Genomic DNA, 17,500 nt, shown 5'->3' with positions numbered 1-17,500 from the left:
AGCCTCATTATTCATTTTATTGCTTGCTAGCTTTAGTTAGGGCGTTGAAGCGGCCATCAGCATAGATTTCAAAGCCTTTGACCTTTTTGTTAACAATAGCGAAATTTTCTTCATGCCAGAGGAATATATAAGGTTTATCTTCATCTAGAATCTTCTGTACCTTGTGATAGGTCGCACGGCGTTCCTCTGGGTTAAACGTCTGACGCCCCTCTGCTAGTAGCTTGTCCAAAGTAGGGTTAGAGTACCAGCCGCGGTTGCCTCCGTTCGGTGGCGTGCTATCGCTGGCGAATGCGTAGCGATAGATGTCTGGGTCTTTGAAGCCTACCCAAGTCAGCCCCCAGAGTTGTACGCGGCCTTTTTCTACATCTTGTTTAAACCGCCCCCACTCCATGGGTTCAACCTTAACTTTGATACCGATCTTCTTCAACTGACTAGCAATGGCTCTAGCAATATTGATCCGAGTTGCATTTGTCGTGGTCTTGTAGCTCAGAGTGAAGCGATATCGGCCTTTTTTCTTAAACCCGGCTTTGTCCAGTAATTTGTTTGCCCCTGCAAGGTCTAAGGTGGATTTGCTGAGACCATCAAAGTAGAAAGGGGAGTCTGGTGGCAGCATGGTTTGGGCTGGAGTCGCGAGACCTCCCAATATATGCTGGATGATAGGCTGTCTTTCCACGGCCTTTGCAATCGCTTGTCGAACCTTTGGGTTGCCCGTTATCGAATCGCGCATATTGAAGCCAAGATAGGTGGTCTTCAAGGCGGGGCGACGTAGTACCGTGAGCTGCGGGTACTCCCTTTCCACTTTTTTGACGAGATCGCGGTTGATCGTATTCTGAACAATATCGAGTTCGCCTGTTCTTAACTTCGCAAATCTGGTTTTTTCACTTTTGACGACTTTGATCAGAATATGCTCCATCTTAGCCTTGGGGCCTAGGGAGTACTGTGAATTTCTCTTTAGTGTAAGTTCACCGATTTGCTGTTCAGCGATGACGTACGCGCCACATCCAGGAGTGTCCTTGTCTGCTGTTTTTTTTGACTTAACGAATTTTTCTGGGAGAATCCCGACCACTAAATTTGATTCAAATGTTGCGTCAGGTTCGTTGAGTTGGAAGGCAACAGTATACGGTCCTTCAGCAGAAACACTTTTTACTCCACGAAAAGCTCCTGAGCGGGCCAAGTTTTCCGAAATCAGAGACTGGTAGGTTGCAGCGACATCTTTTGCAGTGACGGTGGTCCCATCACTAAATTTCACGGCATCTTTAATTTTAACTTTCATGGTTAAGCCATCTTTACTCCAACTTGGTGTGTCAATTGCTAGTGACGGCATGGTAGTTCCACCAGGGTCAAAATCAATCAATGAGCAGTGAACTAGGCTTTCCAGATACTGGCTGTTGGCATCGACGTTGTTTCTAGGGTCGAACGACCGAACTTGGCTTTCTAGGCCTAAGTAGATAGAATTACTGTTATTTATACTGCTTGCCTGCAAGTTTCCGAAACTGGGAGCAAGAGCAGACAGGAAAGTTATCAAAGTGACCGTTGTGAGCTTCATGGAATACCTCGGCTAAGGGTGAGCAAGGTGCAATTCCTATATTTTATAGAGATTTTACCTTCAAGCAAGGTTAAGCTGCTTAGGTAAGGGGATAGGATTGCTTACAAAACTCTTTTGTCAAATCCGGGTATTTTTACTTTTAGTTCTTGACTTAGGCTGGCAAATTGAGGCACATGATAGGGTATAGAGGTACTATTCTTGTCCCAAGATCTATAGGCCAGCTCCCGCTCCAGCCTAGTTTAATAAGAGAACGATTCGTTTCCTAAATTGGTGATCTTATCATCCCCTGATGGCAGAGATCAGATGTTTTCCAAACTTTTTTTGGAGTTGTTATGTCCGGAAAGGCAAAGGTAAAGAAAGCTAAGTCTGCGGCTAAGAAAAAAGCTAAGACTACCGCCAAGAAGAAAGCTGCGAGCACAGCTAAAAAGAAAGCTGCGAGTAAGAAAAAAACCGCAAAAAAATCTGCTGTGAAGAAAGCTAGCAAAAAGAAAGCTACCAAGAATTCTTCGAGCAAAGTAAAATCAGAAGAGAATGTGGTTGCTGTCGATGCAAATCCTCCACTAGAAGAGAAGTTTTTTAACGCTACCCCCGAAGTGAAAGAAGAGTTGAGTTTGGAAGAAAAAAAGGTCGAAGAGATCGTCGAGCCTAAGTTGGAGCGCGACGAAAACTTGCTTCAAGTAAATTTGTCTAGTGCGCTTATGAAGAAACTAAATAAGCAGGCGGTTGAAGAAGGTATCAGCCTTGAGGACTTTGTAAGCGAACTGCTTGCAGAAAGCGTTGTTCTTCGTGCATGGGAAATTGTTGAGCGTAAAAATCAAATGCGTTCTACGCCATCGCAAAACGTGAATAATCGTTCTGGAAATTCCACCTCAGGTAACAATCGCAATGGACGCAAGGGGCGGATGAGCCACGGTCGCTATCAGTCGATTATGGACGATAAAGCAACCTTTCTAGAGTACGTTCGAAACCAGGAACGATCTCGTCGATAGCCTCATCAGATATATTAGTTCTTAAGGGATCATGCTCCATGCATTTGTGGTTTCAGGAGGAGGATGACTCCTCGTTGCGTTTTGGATATCGTGTCAGCGATGTTCTTTTTAGAGGACAATCAGAGTTTCAAACCGTCGATGTGATCGAAACGGAAGCATACGGACGGATGCTTTTAATCGATGGTCTAGTGATGATCACCGAGAGAGACGAGTTTGTTTATCACGAAATGATTGCTCATGTCCCAGCGCTGCTCCATAATAAGCCAGAAAAAGTGGTTGTCATTGGAGGTGGCGATGGTGGTACTGTGCGAGAGCTTCTCAAGCACCCTGAGATTAAAGAAGTCGTGCTATGTGAGATTGATGGGCTCGTTGTCGATACCGCTAAGAAATATTTTCCTCAAACAGCAGCGTGTCTAAGCGATCCGAGAGTTTCGGTTAAAATTGCCGATGGGATTGCTTACCTTAAAGATCATCAACCGGATTCTCTTGATCTGGTAATCATAGACTCTACCGATCCTATTGGGCCTGGAGAGGGTTTATTTACAAAAGATTTCTATAAGTCCGTTGCCCGAGCCCTAAAGTCAGATGGTCTCATGGTTTGCCAATCTGAATCTCCATGGTATGAAGAGAATATTCATCAACGAATCCAAAACAACTTGTCAGCTGGCTTCGCTCATACGAAGCCTTATGTCGGCTGTGTTCCAACATATCCACGTGGGCTTTGGTCCTGGACGATGGCCGCACAATATGAAATTAATCCTGAGAATTATAGCTGTGAGCGCTTCAATAAGCTTCCTACCGAAGATTTTCAATACCTTAATGAAGCTCTTATGTTGGCCTGTTTTGCCTTACCAAACTTTTTTAAGCGTAAACTTGGTTTAAAGTAGGCATCATCAGTGCGCAGGTATCTCTGTGGGCGAGACGTTTGACCATGGATCCGAAGGAATAACATCGAAAGCATATTGCAGCGGGTTGGGCTGCAGCTTGATCGAAGTTTCAAACATCTTGAAGATATATGTTTCGTAGCTGGCAAAAGAGTCAAAGTTCTGATGATGGCGGTATCTGAAGTGACGAAAAGGGTAGCGCATCTCAAGGCATAAAGCATAAACGTTTTGATCCCAATAGGCCCAATCCTCAAAGGCACCACCATCTCCTAGCTCACCTGCTTTTTTTAAGAAGTAGCCAGGCAGCTCCTCAGAGTGCGTTTCGGCAGCTGAACTCCAACGGTCGTAGTTCAAGGGGCTTTGTTTGACTGATTTGCCTATGTCTGAGGGAAGGATGACCCAGTTCAGATAACCATGAATATCAATGGCAGAAATATACTTTCGTTTGCCAAACAATCTCTTTATAGCTTGCGTTTCGGGTTCACTGAAAGGCTTGTCGCCCATAGGCTCTTTTGAAACCCCCCAGAGAATGCTGAAGTTTCGGTTTAGATTCACATTATTTGCATTGTTTCTATAACGCTTGCTTGAGTCAGGGTTTGCCTCAGGAATGAGGTCGATTTCTGATCCTGCAGGGAGCTTTGAGAGAGGGCTGACTCCAGACCGTAACCTACCTATTAGCCAATGGACGAAATCCGTTGTGAGGCTCTCATTACCGTGTAGACCCGCCTGAAGGAAGAAGCGATAAGGTGTTCGTTCATTTCCTGGAATTTTCGCTGTGAAAACATCGATATTTCGTCCTTGCACTGATTTTGACTGCTTTCCGGTGAGTTCGGAAACAGTCGATTGCTTGATTGTTACCCGTGTTTGGCTCAAGGCTGAGGCAATAGGCAAAATCAGCAATGTAAATGCAAGAAGACGATTCACAAGTATCTCCGAAGAGTGAGGGAAACTCTAAAGAGTACATTGCAAAATAGTGTCCATGCTTATGATGCTGAATTTACGATGAAATACAGAAAAGGCCTGTCTAAAAGCTGGTCAGCTCTAAAGGGGACCGGCCTACCCTTTAGGAAGTAGGGCCGGCTGCGTAGACCCGGAGACAATGGCTAAGAAGCCATCACCTCCATGCTACTAGTGCAATTGTTACACACTACAGCACCACCTCCTTTCCTAGGCATCTAGCCTATTGGACCTTACATGCTGGTTCGTCCAGCCAAGAGAGGGTCCTAAGAAAAATTCTAGCACTAAAAAACTGAGTTCCGAAAGGAAAAATAATCTTCTCAATTCGGGCCTGTTTTTTCGACAAACAAGCATTGGCGATAGAAGCGAAGCTCCTCGATACTTTCTCGGATGTCATCCAAAGCTCGGTGTTTATTCTGTTTTTCCGGGGATTTCGGAGCATCTGGATACCAGCGCTTTGCAAGTTCTTTAATGGTGCTGACATCAATCATGCGATAGTGGAGGTGGTTGTTAATCAAAGGCATGTACTTCATAATGAAGAGGCGATCCTGTGCAATTGAATTGCCACATAAAGGGCTGGTTTTCGGCTCGGTATAAGATTCAATAAATGCTAGGGTTTCGTTTTCAGCCTGTTCTAAGGTAATTTCTGAGTCTACTACTTTTTGCCAAAGGCCAGACTTCGTGTGATGAGTGCGGTTCCATTCGTCCATAGTGTGGAACAGCTCGGGTTTCTGCTTTATGGGAAGAACAGGCCCTTCGGCAAGTATGTTGAGGTCTTTATCGGTTATAATGGTGGCGACCTCAAGGATGACATCGGTGTCTGGGTCTAGTCCCGACATTTCCATGTCAATCCAAACGAGGTTGTGGCTATCTATTGTGGGTGCCATGAACAGGGATTCCTTCTCGTGATTTCTTTAGCGGCAAGTGCTCTTTGTTTGCTCAAAGAGCTTCATCAGGTGTCAATCATAGTGATCCCATGATGGCCTTTTGGGTTCAATGGAAAGATATAATTTTTCCATTGATTCATGAATTTATCATGTTCAAGATGGTATGCCTGATAGTACCATTTAGGAGTCTAGATAACATTCGATTTAGGAGTTCAAGAATTTCATGGCAATTAGTCTAGCAAAGTCAATCCTGTTGTGTGCCAGCATGGCAATTGTTTCGGCACCAGCCATCGCTGAGACAGCATTTAAGATAAACGGCAAGTCCGTCTCAGTAAAAGAGCTCTATAAAGATAATCAGGACAAATTCTATGAGTTAGAAAAGCAGAAGTTCGAGTTGATCGAACGTTTGGCTCAGCAGAAATACCTAGACGCTTACTGGGAAGAGCTAGCAAAAAAGAAAGGTGTATCGAGCGAGCAAGCTCAAAAAGACTATTTGGATAGCAAAACTAAAGTTACTGAGTCTGACATCAAAAGTACTCTTGGCAAATTTAAAGACCATCCTCAGCTGAAAGAGCTTAGTGACGCAGAGAAAAAACGGCAGATTACGGACTATTTGCAATCAATGAAGACTCGTACAGAAATTGAGCAGATCGTTCAGGATGCGATCCGTACAAAGAAACTGGTTGTTAGTTACCCTAAGCCAGAAGAGCCAGTTTACAAACTCACTGTGACCAGTCGTGATCCTGTTAAGTATGGCCCTAAACCAAGTGATACCAAGCCAATGGGTTGCAAAGATGATTGTGCAATCACCGTCATTGAGTATTCTGAGTTTCAGTGTCCATTCTGTGAAAAGGTTCTCCCAACTGTCCGTCAGCTGATGACCGAGTACAAAGGTAAGGTTCGTTGGATCGTCCGTGACTTCCCTCTCGGATTCCATAAAAGAGCGCGACCTGCTGCGATGGCCGCACACTGTGCCAAAGATCAGAACAAGTACTGGGAAATGTACGAAGAGCTATTCAAAAACCAGCGCAAGCTTGAAGATGACGATCTGAAAAAGTATGCGAAAAACATTGGTCTGGACATGGGTAAGTTTGAAAAATGCTACTCATCACAGGAAAAAATGGCTGACGTTGAAGCTAACTACCGAATGGGTGAGGAGCTTGGCGTTACAGGAACACCAGCTTTCTTCGTGAATGGCCGCCGCCTTTCAGGTGCCCTGCCGTACCGTGAGTTTAAGAGAATCTTCGAAGAAGAGCTTGCCAAAAAAGGACGTAGCTAAGCTTTGAGCTAAATCCCGAACCCGATTCTGCCGATAGCTTCGCTGTGCGGATAGACATCGAGAGTTCGGGGGTTACATGTCCACCAGCCTAAGAGAAAATCGGAAAGTTCAGCGAATTCTCCTCGAAGAACCACTGAGAGTGATCCTTTGTTCCATAGGAGCTGAAGTCAAGTACGAGCTGACCACCAGAAATGTTTCTAACACAGGGTTTTTCTTGGAATTTGACAGCCCTGGTCGCTTCCCCTTCAACCAGTCCTCTATCATGGAAGTTTGGATGGATTTGGGTGATTCCCAATCGATCTTCTTCAACGGAAAGATGGCGAGGGTGGTTCATCCCACGGAATCAGGCCATGAGTCAGGGATTGCGATCCGAATCGTTCAAATTGATAAAGAAAATGAGGACTTACTCCTAAAGTTCGTCCAAGATAACACAGATCCTGATGGATCAAATATTGTCGCATAACTATCTATTATAACGAGTATTTCAGGAAATAATGGAATATTTTCTGAAAGTTCCGAAGAGTTAAGGACTGGCGCATAGAGGAAACTTCCAGGGGGAGCCCTCTATGCGTTTTCTATTTTTAGCCAGTCTACTCACTCTTTCTAGCCAAGGCTTTGCCGTCGAGAAGCTAGATCATAAGAAGCACAACGTCGAGACCGCGTTTACCCACAGCACGCTTTATGACAAGGCTGCGAGCGATTTGCGTGTGCGACAGTTACAAAAACTCGTTCATGACGAGACATGGACGCGAAAGCAGACTCAGGCTCGAAAAAGCGCGAAAAAACAGTAGTTTTTGCTAGTTTTTAGATCGAGGTCCAGCCATAGGGCTCTAGACGAGCCGCCTAATTTCTATTACCTTTAAGATATGTTATCGTCATTTAACCTTCCTCCGCGAGGTTTCCATGGACTGGAATGTTGTTAAGGTCCCCGAAGGCAGTAAGCTTTATCGCATTCATAAATTTACCTACATGCATAGTGGTGTGAACTATCTCCTTGAAATCAACGAAGATGGCTCATCTTGGATTGGTCATGGAGAGCATGCTACCGATAAAAATAGTGTCATCCCTTCCGTTAATGGCAAGTCAGTTGAGGATTGTCTCAACCAATTGATTTCGAGTATCAATAGCCGCGGGTAAATGGAGCGCTCATTGAAAATTGGACTAGAAAAGCTGAGAGACCAACCTCAGCTTGCAGATCAATGGGGGCGTTGTGCGCTTCTTTGTAACCAGGCGTCTGTGACGAGAGATTTTAAAGCCTCCTGGGACGTGTTACGAGACATGCTAGGTGATCGCTTGGTAGCATTTTTCGGACCACAGCATGGCTTTCACGCCACTCTCCAGGACAATATGATTGAAAGCAATCACGGCACAGGGCCCTATGGCTTGCCAGTGTACTCTCTATATTCCGAGACAAGGGAGCCAACCGCTGAAATGCTGGCGGGCCTGGATACCATCGTCATCGATATTCAGATCGTTGGCTGTCGGGTCTATACTTTCAAGTATACGATTGCAGGCTGCCTCCGTGCTGCCAAAAAGCACGGTAAGCGGGTGGTTGTTTTGGATCGATCAAATCCCTTGGGTGGGGTGCAAGTTGAAGGAAATGTACTCGATCTGAGCGCGAAGTCGTTCGTGGGAGAATTCGAGATTCCCTTACGCCACGGTCTCACACCTGGTGAAGCAGCTCAATTGTTCAACTTGGGCATTGGTGCTGATCTGGAGGTGATTGCTATGGATGGGTGGCGCCCGGATAGCATATGGCAACAAAACCCCTTCCGATGGGTCTTGACGTCACCAAATCTTCCTACGACAGAGTCATTGTACGTATATCCTGCGACGGTGATGTTTGAGGGCACCAACGTATCAGAGGGGCGTGGCACAGGGCTACCGTTTCAGTTTATTGGCGCTCCTTTTCTGGATCGTGACTCATTCACCAAGAGGGCGCAGGAACTTTATGCTGATAGCCGGGGAGTTTATTTGCGGCCAGCGGACTTCCAGCCCACATCTCAAAAATGGGCTGGCACTCCTTGTTCTGGCTTGCAGATCCACGTTCTGGACCCGCTTCATATCGATACCTTTCGATTGGGGCTTAGTCTCGTAAAAGCTGCTATTGATGTCGGTGGTGACAAGTTTCAGTGGTCACAGCCACCCTACGAGTACGACTATAGTAATTTGCCGATTAATCTCATCTTGGGTCATTTGAATGCTGATCAGTGGTGCCGAGATTTCGATGGAACCATGAGTGGCCATTGGCGGTCTGGGCTTGATCAGTATCTCGAAAAGATTCAAAAGATTTTGCTCTACGAGCGCGATATGCAAGCCTAGCTCACAAAGAGGGCTAGGGTTGTTGGGCTGTTTGCTGAGGCCTGGTGACCTCACTGATATTATGTCCGCTACCTATGAGGGCGCGAAACTGATCTGAGTCACGAATGCTCTTGAAGTCGGAATCCTGTTGCGCTGTGTTCTGAAGCCGTGGATCTAATGTTATGGCTTCTTTAAGGGACCCCAACGCCTCTTGGGGGCGTCCTAGAATTGCTAAGACGCAGGCTTCATTATAACGAGCAGTGGCATCATTCGGGTCAACCTGAGTTGCCTGGACGAATAGATTTAACGCCTTCACCATATTCTTTTGTCTGTAGTAGGCTAGTCCAAGGCCATTGTAGAATTCACTGCGACTTGGTTCGAGTAAAATTGCGCCTTCGTAAGAATCTATGGCATCACTGTGTTTTTTTAAATGTTCGGAAAGTACTTCACCATGGAGGGCATAAATTGGACCCGACCCGGGAAGCTCTTCTTTCACCTTGCGCATCAGCTTAGAAAACTCTTTATAGAGTTTCTTTTCTTTATAAGTCGCATGGCTAAGTGCGATCCATTCTAGAGGTTCCTGACTCTCACGAATGATCGATAAAAACAAAGACTCGGCTTCGCTGAAATCACGGTTCCTGAGAAAAATTCGAGCGAGGTGGCTTTTCACGATTCCCTTTTGTTCTAGGGTCAGTCGATCGGAAAAATGATCGAGAATCGAGGCTAAGCGCTCCTTGCCATCCTGTCGTCGATCGAGATGCTGGTAGAGTATGATCCCGTCATTGATCCTAGCCTCTAAGGCCTTGGGATTCGTCTTTATCATCTTCCCGTAAATCTTATGAGCTTCTTCATATTTTTTTTGTTGGCTTAACGCAATGGCCAGGTTCAAAGAGACTGTTTCATTGCTGAAGTCATTATTCCAAACGCGAAGCTCTTTCAGTAATTCACGACCTTCAAGATTAGACTCGATGATAGCGAGAGCATGAGGAATAATTATCTCAGACTGAGTGTCCTCACGGCTCAAAGATTCCTTGAGAATGGCCAAGGATTTCTTATAGCTGTTTTGCGCGGCATTAAATTTTGCTTGGAGGAATAAGGTTCTCCAGGTATTCGAAATCTTTGTGTTCCGCTCTGGATTGATAAGCTTGCTAGCGTTGCTTGTGTAACCCATCATATCAAGCACCTGACTGGCCACTACATAGCCGAAATCACGATCAGGCTTCAGGTCTATCGCCTGCTGTCCTAGCTCGGCTGCTTGGCGAAGTAGATGCATTTCGTAGGGTGATTTAACGAATTGTCGGATGTACAGCTGCCCTAACAGATAGTGTGCAAATGCAGAGTCTGGTTGGAGCTGAATCAGTTGAGTCACTTGGAATTGAAGATCATGAATGTCGCGATCGTGGCTGGTCCAGATGTCCTTTTCAAGGCTTCGAAGCCTTTCGATCGAGGTATCAACAGGGCTGGCTTGCGCTGTCCAAGCGAATGCTATCAGGAGGAACAGGAAGATAGAGAGAATGCAGAACGTAGGATCTTGAGCGAGGGGCTTGGCCGCTTTGCTGCTTACAAGTAATTTCTTTGGCCGTTTTTGTGGTCTCGTCATGAATTGTCCAAAAGCTCAATAATTTCAACCTTCACCCTATTTATTCGGTATTTCTCGCCATACCATTAGGAAATATCTGAAAAAATTAAAAAAAATATCTTTATCGATTATTTTTAGCTACTTGCCATGAAGGAGTGGGTAGGGCTTCAGAAGGCCTTCGCAGCTGCACTCTAGCGCTGTCTCGCTGAATGATAGCAAACGCGATTAATAAATTTTCAGTTTGGGACGATAGACAGCGTAGGAGAGTAACGCGAATGAAATTAGTTGCCAAAATAGCTACGCTTCTTACCGGTGTCCTTCTCGGAGTCTTGGTCTCCCTGATATCGACAAAAGTGCTGGAACACCATCTGCTCGACAAGCAGATGAAGCTGTCTGCTTTGGGCACCGAGCCTTTATCAGGTCTTAAGCAGCCGTCTGATGCCGATTTTAGTCAGGATCGCATTGCTAATGCCATACTGGTGGACTCAATTCTTACTATCATTCAGAATTATTATGTCGACCCTGATCGAGCATTGGATAATCAGAGTTTGATCGAAGGTGCTTTATTAGAGCTTAACCACTATCGTGAGGTGAGCGTTAGCGATGTCGATGAGGGACATCGAAGAGTGCAGATAGGTAAGATGGTGACGGAGTTTTCTCTCGAATCAGACTACACCTTTCAGCGTTTGCTCGAAGATAGCATTCATCTTGCCTCCTTTATTGGCAAGTCTGATCTCGCCAAGAACGAGATGTTTGCATCCAGCCAATCCAGTAATATCGGAGCTTTTATCTATCTGAATGCTCTCCTGCATTCATTAGATCCACACAGTGGTTTGCTTGATCAGGAAGAGTATCGTGAACTTAAGCAAGGCACGGAAGGTTCTTTCGGTGGACTTGGAGTCGTGGTTGGGATTCAAAACGATGTTCTAACTGTTATCAAGCCCCTACCTCATAGCCCAGCGGAAAAAGCTGGTATCAACGGTCGGGATCAGATCACATTCATCAATGACAAAAGTACGTTTGGAACCAGTCTTCAAAATCTGGTCCATCATATGCGCGGTGCTCCAGGTACCGAAGTCCATTTATCGCTGCTTCGTGCCGGAGAAAATGCTCCTAGAAAAATCAAAATCCGGCGGGAAGTCATTCAAGTAGATTCTATAAACGCTGAAGTGCTAAAAGCGGGTGATTACCCCGTTCTTTATCTTACGGTGGATAGTTTTTCTTCCAGAACCTCTGAAGAGATCAAAGAAGCAATTAGTTTCTATTCGAGAGAGCAAGGGATCAAAGGAATTACTCTAGATTTGCGAGGCAATCCTGGAGGTCTTTTAGACCAAGCTGTGAAGGCTGCTGATTTATTTCTACACCGAGGGCGAATTGTGTCTACTTCGGGCCGAAGACCTGAAGTGGAAGTTGCATACGATGATAAGGATGAATTCGACCTTCCCGTGGTTATCCTTGTCGATGGAGAAACTGCATCGGCTAGCGAGATCCTTGCTGGGGCTCTTCAGGATAACAATCGTGCGATTGTAATTGGCCAACCAACGTTCGGCAAAGGGTCTGTCCAAACGGTATTCGAACTTCCATCGAATCAGGCTCTGAAGCTGACCATTGCACGCTACTACTCACCCAGCGGCAAAACAATTCAAAACATGGGCATCATGCCGGATGTTTGGGTGCAGCCTATTTTCGCTGCCGATCGCAACCTTAATCTGCTTGGGCCTGGACGCTATGCATCTGAAAGGTTTTTGGCAAATACCCTTTCAGGGGCTGGCTATCAAGAGGTTCCGACACCTCGTTACAAATTTTTCTACCAGCGTCAATCTATTTCCGGGGATTATGAAAAGCAGCTCGCCTTAGGGGTTTTTCATGAGCTTTTTGCCAAGAATGAGGTGCCGTTGACTGAAGAAAAACAGCGAGCCACCTACTGGCTTGCTAGCGCATCGGGTTACGTTAACCAAGAAAATCGGGTGCGTGAGGATGAAGTCGAGCGTTATCTCCAGACAAAGCATCGGGTAAATTGGGTTGATACGAGACATCCAGTAGTAGAACCTCTAGCAATTGTAACCAAGCTAAAAAGTGACTCTCTAGTTTCGGTACTTGAAGGACGTCCCCTCACTGTGGAATGGGAGGTTTCTAACTTAGGAGATCACGCAGTTGATCGCGTCTCGGTATTCCTACGCTCCGAAAACTTAGAGATTCCGACTCAGGAGCAACTACTGGGTACCCTGAAATCAGGACAAACTATTCGGGGTGAGATGATTTTGGACTTGGAGTTACCGGCTAATCCTTCTCCCTACAGTCTATTTCTTGGATCCTCCATCGAAGGCTGGCCAGTCATGAAGCAGCAAAAAGAGCTTCGTGTCCTAGTGAAAACGTCTCACAAGCCCCAGCTTTCGTTTGATATATCCCTAGTTGATGAGCAGGGTGGTCACGAAGATGGGATTCTAGAGCCCGGTGAAAAAGCAATTTTAGAAGTGTCATTACTGAACGAGTCAGATATCGAAGCCCATGACGTCAAGGCTAGTCTGGCGAATCTATCGGGTAAGCAAGTTGAAATTCCAGAAAAAGTTAGCGAGACCATCCAAACTTTAGGCACAGGGAAAAACGTCGTTGTTAGGTTTCCTATCTCCGTGTCTGAAGAACTGATTTCAAATGATCTCCACTTTGGCTTGACCATTGATGCTGAAGAATACTTGGTACCATTGAAGAGGGATCATTTGCTAAAGGCGATACCAAAGAGACGATAAAAATAGTTAAGAACTAGTCCAAGGATGGATGTGTGAAGATCTCGATTGTCATGGCAGACCGCAAGGATCTGCATCTGGTAGAACTCTTTAAAGGATATAAGGAGATTGAACTAGAGGTTCTGCTCCTGAATAACCACGTGGGTCTACCAGCTAGCCTGTTCGACTATCCGATTAAGCTTTTTGATCCAGTCGATGATATGCCGCAGTATTTTAGAGGCCTATCTAATCAACTAAAACACTGCGACATTGTCGTCGTTGTCGATCCCCATTACCGTTCTTCATTTCAAAGTCTTAGTGCGGCATGTAAACTAAACAAGCCCTTGATCTTACTGCAAACCATAGACTCTTGTCCGTTTATCGATGAAACCTCAGAGGACTTTCGAACAACGATGCAGCTCATGCGTGCTGCTGATTTCATCTTCGCAACAAATGAAAGAGTCCGAGAGTACTTATTAACAGAGGGGGTTCAGACAGAGAAGATTTCTGTGACTCATCCTGAGGTGTCGGAGCAGCTGCGCTTTGACTCAAGACTGAGAACAAAGTTTCGGCGTTACGTTCAACTCGATATGAATACGACCCTACTTTTTACACATTCAAACCACACAGAAAGAATTGCGAGCTTACTTCGTGCTCTGCGATTCTTCTTGCGCCGCAAACCGACTCAATGCAAACACATCAAGCTGATGATTGCGTCAGAAGAAGATACGGACGGGCTGAAGTATTTGGCGTCCGACTTGGGCATCGGTAGTCAACTGATGTTTATAAACCAAGACACAAGGCCGTTCTTTCATGACCTTTGTTCAGCAATGGATATCGCTGTGGACCTCGATAGTATGGTGCAAGGCTGGATGAGTCCCTGGCTGAGAGAGGCTGCTGCCTGTGATGTTCTGCCGATTTTAGGCTCAAGCGGCGACTCAGACTATCTAGAAAATTTTGGAATCGTTGCAAGTGATGGCTCCTATCTGGGGCTCAGCGAAGCTCTTGAGGAGGCTGTTGGGCTGTTTAAGTATCAAGGTAGAGAAGCGGGCAAGATAGCGGGCCAGGTAAGGCGTCATCAAGGTCAGAAGAGTCACAGAGAGCTTTTTTTAAATGTTATGTCACAGGTGATGAAAGGTTACGGTATGGAGTCGAGAAATGTCCAGGTTGACTATGAGTCCCAAAGAATTCTGGTCGAGCAGAACCTGAGTCTGGGGCATAGGGATAGTGTCCTTGATGGCTTGAGTCTGATGATGAGCCTTGCGGGGCAAGACTTCATCAAGAAGAGTGAAGCCTATCGGATCAAAGGTGACGCTCACCTTCGGTGGGGAGCTGTTGAATTGGCTATGGAAGCTTATGACATTGCAGTTCAGTTGAACGATCGCAATTGGGAAGCGTATTTGGGGCTAGGTAAAGTTTCTCTACGATCTCATACCGAAGAAGACGCCTTGATGTTCTTTAAGAAAGTCTTGGCTTACAAGCCTAATCAGGCTGAGGCCCTGGCTGGTGTGGGAACAGTTCACCGCATGCTAGGAATGGCTGAAGATTCACTTTACTGGTTTCACCGGGCACTATGCCTAGATATGACCAATGAGAAACTCTTGTTTAAACTAACCCAGGCAGCGCTAGAATGCGAAGAGTGGGAAGAGCCGATTCATATACTAGAGTCCATGAGAGACAGTTTTGGAGAGCGCCAGTGCCTGGTTATGGCATTAGGTCGTTTGTATCTGAATGCTGGTAAAATTGAAGAAGGAAAAGAAATGGTGGCCCGCGCTTTGGAATCGGCGAGCCTCGATAAAACTTAGAATATATCTGAGAAACGAAATCAGACCTTGGTCGAACCAAACCCGCCAGTACGAACTCCGCCAACGTCTAAGTGAGGAATTCGGTGGACAAGGTTTAATGCAATCTGAGCGATTCTCATGCCTTCGGTAACTTCAAAAGACTGAAGACCACCATTATATAGCAGCACGCCAATCTCATCGGGGTAGTCGGCATCTACCGTACCGACACCATTAGCTAGCATGATGCTATTTTTGAATGAAAGCCCTGACCGAGCCCGAACCTGAAGTTCGGGAATGCAGTCCTCTGGAACCTGGTTCCAATCCACTGAGTCGATCCAAACTCCAACCGGAACTCGGATGACTTGTTGGGGCTCAATGATGGCCCCCTCTCGCGCATAAAGGTCGCAGGCAGCACTGTGGGCTGTCATATATTTCGGCTGGTACTTTTCGTCGCAGCGAAGCTTGATCATGTTAAAACCTCCCGCCTAGGCTGTTGGTTTTTGGCCAAGAGCTTCCTTGCGGCTAAGCTTAATCTTACCCTGACGATCCACATCGATGATCTTCACTAGGACTTGCTCTTTTTCCTTCACAACATCTTCCACTTTCTGGACACGCTTAGTGTCTAGCTGGGAAATATGAAGAAGGCCTTCGAGCCCAGGTCGGATTTCAACGAATGCTCCAAAGTCTACAACCTTCTTAACCGTGCCCATGTAGATGGCACCGACTTCAGGGTCGGAGGTAAGAGTGCGGATATACTGCTTTGCATTTTCTGCACTTTCACTGGTTGGAGCAATAATGTTTACCAAGCCAGAGTCGTCAATGTCGATCTTAACTCCAGTTTCGCTGATCACACGCTTGATCGTTTTACCACCTGGGCCGATCAGATCGCGAATCTTGTCCTCTTTGATCTTTACTTGGAAGATGCGTGGTGCATGCTCACTCAACTCACCAGGAGTGGAGATTGCTGTAACCAATTTGTCGAGGATATGCTGGCGACCCTGCTTTGCTTGTTCGAGTGCTTCTTGAAGGATTTCCTTCGATAGGCCATCGATCTTGATGTCCATTTGGAGAGCTGTAATTCCATCCTTGGTGCCTGTAACTTTAAAGTCCATATCACCGAGGTGGTCTTCGTCACCAAGAATATCTGATAGGACAGCGTACTTGTCGCCTTCTTTCACAAGCCCCATTGCAATTCCCGCTACTGGAGCCTTGAGAGGAACACCCGCATCAAGCATCGCCATGGTTCCTGCACAGACAGTTGCCATTGAGGACGAACCGTTTGACTCTAAAACTTCAGACACCAATCGTACCGTGTAATTAAAGTCTTCTTTCTTGGGTAGTACAGGAGTGAGAGCTTTCTCAGCAAGAGTGCCGTGGCCAATCTCACGTCTTCCTGGCGCCTTTAGGAAGCGGGCTTCGCCAACGGAGTACGGTGGAAAGTTGTAGTGCAGCAGGAAGCGCTTGGATGCGTCTGGCTGTAGAATGGTATCGAGACGTTGCTCGTCTTCCCCAGAACCTAAAGTTACCACGCCGAGGGCTTGGGTTTCGCCTCGTGTAAACAGAGCCGATCCATGAGATCGTTTGATAAGCCTGGTTTCGCAGGCGATTGGTCGGATGTCAGTGAATGAACGGCCATCGATGCGGCGCTTATCATCCAAAATCATGGACCGTGTAGTATTGTAAAGCAACTTGTCGAAAGCTGCTGAAATAGCGCTATCACGACCGTCTTCACCATCGGAATTAAGATCAGCCTTGAGCTTCTTCTTCAAGTCCTTAAGTGCGCGACCTCGGGCTTGCTTTTCTTTCACAGCAAGAGCTTCTAGCAAGTTATCTTTAAAACCAGAAACTTCCTGGTAGATGCTGTCGTCCGATTCAGCAGGAATCACCTCTCGCTTCGGTTTGCCGATCTCTTTTTGTACTTCGATTTGCATATCGAAAATCGGCTTCATGCTCTCGTGTGCAAAGTTGATGGCTTCGAGCATAGCTTCTTCTGACTGGAACTGGGCTGCCGCCTCCACCATCAGAACGGCATCAGGATTCGCCGCAATGTTGAGATCGATCTCGCCCTCGTCTCCAAAGACAGGATCGAGAACTAACTGTCCGTCTTTTTTACCAACGCGGAGCGATGCTACCGGGCCGTTGAACGGGATGTCGCTGATCATCAAAGCAGTACTTGCGCCCATCAGAGCAAGTGTTGCAGGGTGATTCTCAAGGTCAGCTGACATTACAGTACAGATGACCTGTGTTTCCGCCATATACTCTTTCGGAAAACTGGGTCGCAGCGGGCGATCGATCACTCTGGAAGTGAGTGTTTCGAGTTCGCTGGGCTTGGTTTCACGCTTGATGAAGCCACCTGGAATGCGGCCAACCGCATAAAACTTCTCGATGTAATCCACACTTAGCGGGAAGAAGTCTTGCCCGTCTCTGGCCTCATCAGCGGCGCAAACCGTAACGAGAACCTGGGTATCGCCGCAGCTGACCATAACCGAACCGTTGGCTTGTTTGGCAAATTTATTAAACTCAAACTTAATGGTCTTGTCACCGACAACGACTTCTTTAACTACCGACATA

The 17,500-nt window shown here is 46.3% G+C and carries 15 protein-coding genes; 9 read left to right on the top strand and 6 right to left on the bottom strand.

Annotated elements, in window-relative coordinates; translation table 11 throughout:
- Positions 1-16: 16 nt before the first annotated feature.
- A complete protein-coding gene (locus B9N89_RS00305; protein WP_132314795.1) occupies positions 17-1,546 on the bottom strand; it encodes an ABC transporter substrate-binding protein in 1,530 nt (509 codons plus the stop codon).
- A 332-nt stretch (positions 1,547-1,878) separates the two neighbouring features.
- Between B9N89_RS00305 and B9N89_RS00300 the strand changes: the two genes are divergently transcribed.
- A complete protein-coding gene (locus B9N89_RS00300; protein ID WP_132314796.1) occupies positions 1,879-2,535 on the top strand; it encodes a hypothetical protein in 657 nt (218 codons plus the stop codon).
- A gap of 38 nt (positions 2,536-2,573) precedes the next feature.
- Positions 2,574-3,422, top strand: a complete 849-nt coding sequence (gene speE / locus B9N89_RS00295; RefSeq protein ID WP_132314797.1) for a polyamine aminopropyltransferase — start codon at positions 2,574-2,576, stop codon at positions 3,420-3,422.
- A 6-nt stretch (positions 3,423-3,428) separates the two neighbouring features.
- On the opposite strand, the gene B9N89_RS00290 is transcribed toward speE, so the two are convergent.
- Both B9N89_RS00290 and orn read right to left on the bottom strand, forming a co-directional pair.
- Positions 3,429-4,343: a M14 family zinc carboxypeptidase gene (locus tag B9N89_RS00290; RefSeq protein WP_159455046.1), complete on the bottom strand. Its 915-nt coding sequence runs from the start codon at positions 4,341-4,343 to the stop codon at positions 3,429-3,431.
- Between the two features lie 353 nt (positions 4,344-4,696).
- Complete coding sequence (gene orn / locus B9N89_RS00285) at positions 4,697-5,263, bottom strand: oligoribonuclease (protein ID WP_132314799.1); 567 nt, start codon at positions 5,261-5,263, stop codon at positions 4,697-4,699.
- 223 nt (positions 5,264-5,486) lie between these two features.
- Here orn and B9N89_RS00280 point away from each other — a divergent pair, with 223 nt between their 5' ends.
- The 5 genes from B9N89_RS00280 to B9N89_RS00260 all read left to right on the top strand — a co-directional run bounded on the left by B9N89_RS00280 (position 5,487) and on the right by B9N89_RS00260 (position 8,864).
- Positions 5,487-6,542, top strand: a complete 1,056-nt coding sequence (locus B9N89_RS00280) for a DsbA family protein (RefSeq protein WP_132314800.1) — start codon at positions 5,487-5,489, stop codon at positions 6,540-6,542.
- 76 nt (positions 6,543-6,618) lie between these two features.
- Positions 6,619-7,005, top strand: a complete 387-nt coding sequence (locus tag B9N89_RS00275) for a PilZ domain-containing protein (RefSeq protein WP_132314801.1) — start codon at positions 6,619-6,621, stop codon at positions 7,003-7,005.
- A 103-nt stretch (positions 7,006-7,108) separates the two neighbouring features.
- Complete coding sequence (locus B9N89_RS00270; protein ID WP_132314802.1) at positions 7,109-7,333, top strand: hypothetical protein; 225 nt, start codon at positions 7,109-7,111, stop codon at positions 7,331-7,333.
- Positions 7,334-7,445: 112 nt separating this feature from the next.
- Complete coding sequence (locus tag B9N89_RS00265) at positions 7,446-7,679, top strand: hypothetical protein (RefSeq protein ID WP_132314803.1); 234 nt, start codon at positions 7,446-7,448, stop codon at positions 7,677-7,679.
- Between the two features lie 12 nt (positions 7,680-7,691).
- A complete protein-coding gene (locus B9N89_RS00260; RefSeq protein ID WP_159455045.1) occupies positions 7,692-8,864 on the top strand; it encodes an exo-beta-N-acetylmuramidase NamZ family protein in 1,173 nt (390 codons plus the stop codon).
- Positions 8,865-8,877: 13 nt separating this feature from the next.
- Here the strand turns inward: B9N89_RS00260 and B9N89_RS00255 are convergent, their stop codons facing one another.
- A complete protein-coding gene (locus B9N89_RS00255; RefSeq protein ID WP_132314805.1) occupies positions 8,878-10,443 on the bottom strand; it encodes a tetratricopeptide repeat protein in 1,566 nt (521 codons plus the stop codon).
- Between the two features lie 254 nt (positions 10,444-10,697).
- Here B9N89_RS00255 and B9N89_RS00250 point away from each other — a divergent pair, with 254 nt between their 5' ends.
- Together B9N89_RS00250 and B9N89_RS00245 are read left to right on the top strand one after the other, a co-directional pair.
- Entirely contained in the window at positions 10,698-13,169 is a 2,472-nt protein-coding gene (locus tag B9N89_RS00250; protein WP_159455044.1) for a S41 family peptidase, read from the top strand.
- Between the two features lie 32 nt (positions 13,170-13,201).
- Entirely contained in the window at positions 13,202-14,950 is a 1,749-nt protein-coding gene (locus B9N89_RS00245; RefSeq protein ID WP_132314807.1) for a tetratricopeptide repeat protein, read from the top strand.
- Positions 14,951-14,970: 20 nt separating this feature from the next.
- On the opposite strand, the gene B9N89_RS00240 is transcribed toward B9N89_RS00245, so the two are convergent.
- Positions 14,971-15,399: a dUTP diphosphatase gene (locus tag B9N89_RS00240; protein WP_132314808.1), complete on the bottom strand. Its 429-nt coding sequence runs from the start codon at positions 15,397-15,399 to the stop codon at positions 14,971-14,973.
- Between the two features lie 15 nt (positions 15,400-15,414).
- Positions 15,415-17,499 carry a polyribonucleotide nucleotidyltransferase gene (gene pnp, locus B9N89_RS00235; protein ID WP_132314809.1) on the bottom strand — a complete coding sequence of 695 codons (2,085 nt, stop codon included), beginning with the start codon at positions 17,497-17,499 and terminating at the stop codon, positions 15,415-15,417.
- Between the last annotated feature and the right edge of the window lies 1 nt (position 17,500).

Source organism: Pseudobacteriovorax antillogorgiicola, assembly GCF_900177345.1.
Taxonomy (GTDB): domain Bacteria; phylum Bdellovibrionota_B; class Oligoflexia; order Oligoflexales; family Oligoflexaceae; genus Pseudobacteriovorax; species Pseudobacteriovorax antillogorgiicola.
Note: the sequence above shows the minus strand (reverse complement) of the source record. Positions and strands in the feature narration are given on the sequence as shown.

Excerpts from the sequence above, each read along its gene's own strand:
- B9N89_RS00305 (WP_132314795.1), bottom strand. The coding sequence starts at position 1,546 with ATGAAGCTCACAACGGTCACTTTGATAACTTTCCTGTCTGCTCTTGCT.
- B9N89_RS00300 (WP_132314796.1), top strand. The coding sequence starts at position 1,879 with ATGTCCGGAAAGGCAAAGGTAAAGAAAGCTAAGTCTGCGGCTAAGAAA.
- speE (WP_132314797.1), top strand. The coding sequence starts at position 2,574 with ATGCATTTGTGGTTTCAGGAGGAGGATGACTCCTCGTTGCGTTTTGGA.
- orn (WP_132314799.1), bottom strand. The coding sequence starts at position 5,263 with ATGGCACCCACAATAGATAGCCACAACCTCGTTTGGATTGACATGGAA.
- B9N89_RS00280 (WP_132314800.1), top strand. The coding sequence starts at position 5,487 with ATGGCAATTAGTCTAGCAAAGTCAATCCTGTTGTGTGCCAGCATGGCA.
- B9N89_RS00275 (WP_132314801.1), top strand. The coding sequence starts at position 6,619 with ATGTCCACCAGCCTAAGAGAAAATCGGAAAGTTCAGCGAATTCTCCTC.
- B9N89_RS00270 (WP_132314802.1), top strand. The coding sequence starts at position 7,109 with ATGCGTTTTCTATTTTTAGCCAGTCTACTCACTCTTTCTAGCCAAGGC.
- B9N89_RS00265 (WP_132314803.1), top strand. The coding sequence starts at position 7,446 with ATGGACTGGAATGTTGTTAAGGTCCCCGAAGGCAGTAAGCTTTATCGC.
- B9N89_RS00255 (WP_132314805.1), bottom strand. The coding sequence starts at position 10,443 with ATGACGAGACCACAAAAACGGCCAAAGAAATTACTTGTAAGCAGCAAA.
- B9N89_RS00250 (WP_159455044.1), top strand. The coding sequence starts at position 10,698 with ATGAAATTAGTTGCCAAAATAGCTACGCTTCTTACCGGTGTCCTTCTC.
- B9N89_RS00240 (WP_132314808.1), bottom strand. The coding sequence starts at position 15,399 with ATGATCAAGCTTCGCTGCGACGAAAAGTACCAGCCGAAATATATGACA.
- pnp (WP_132314809.1), bottom strand. The coding sequence starts at position 17,499 with ATGTCGGTAGTTAAAGAAGTCGTTGTCGGTGACAAGACCATTAAGTTT.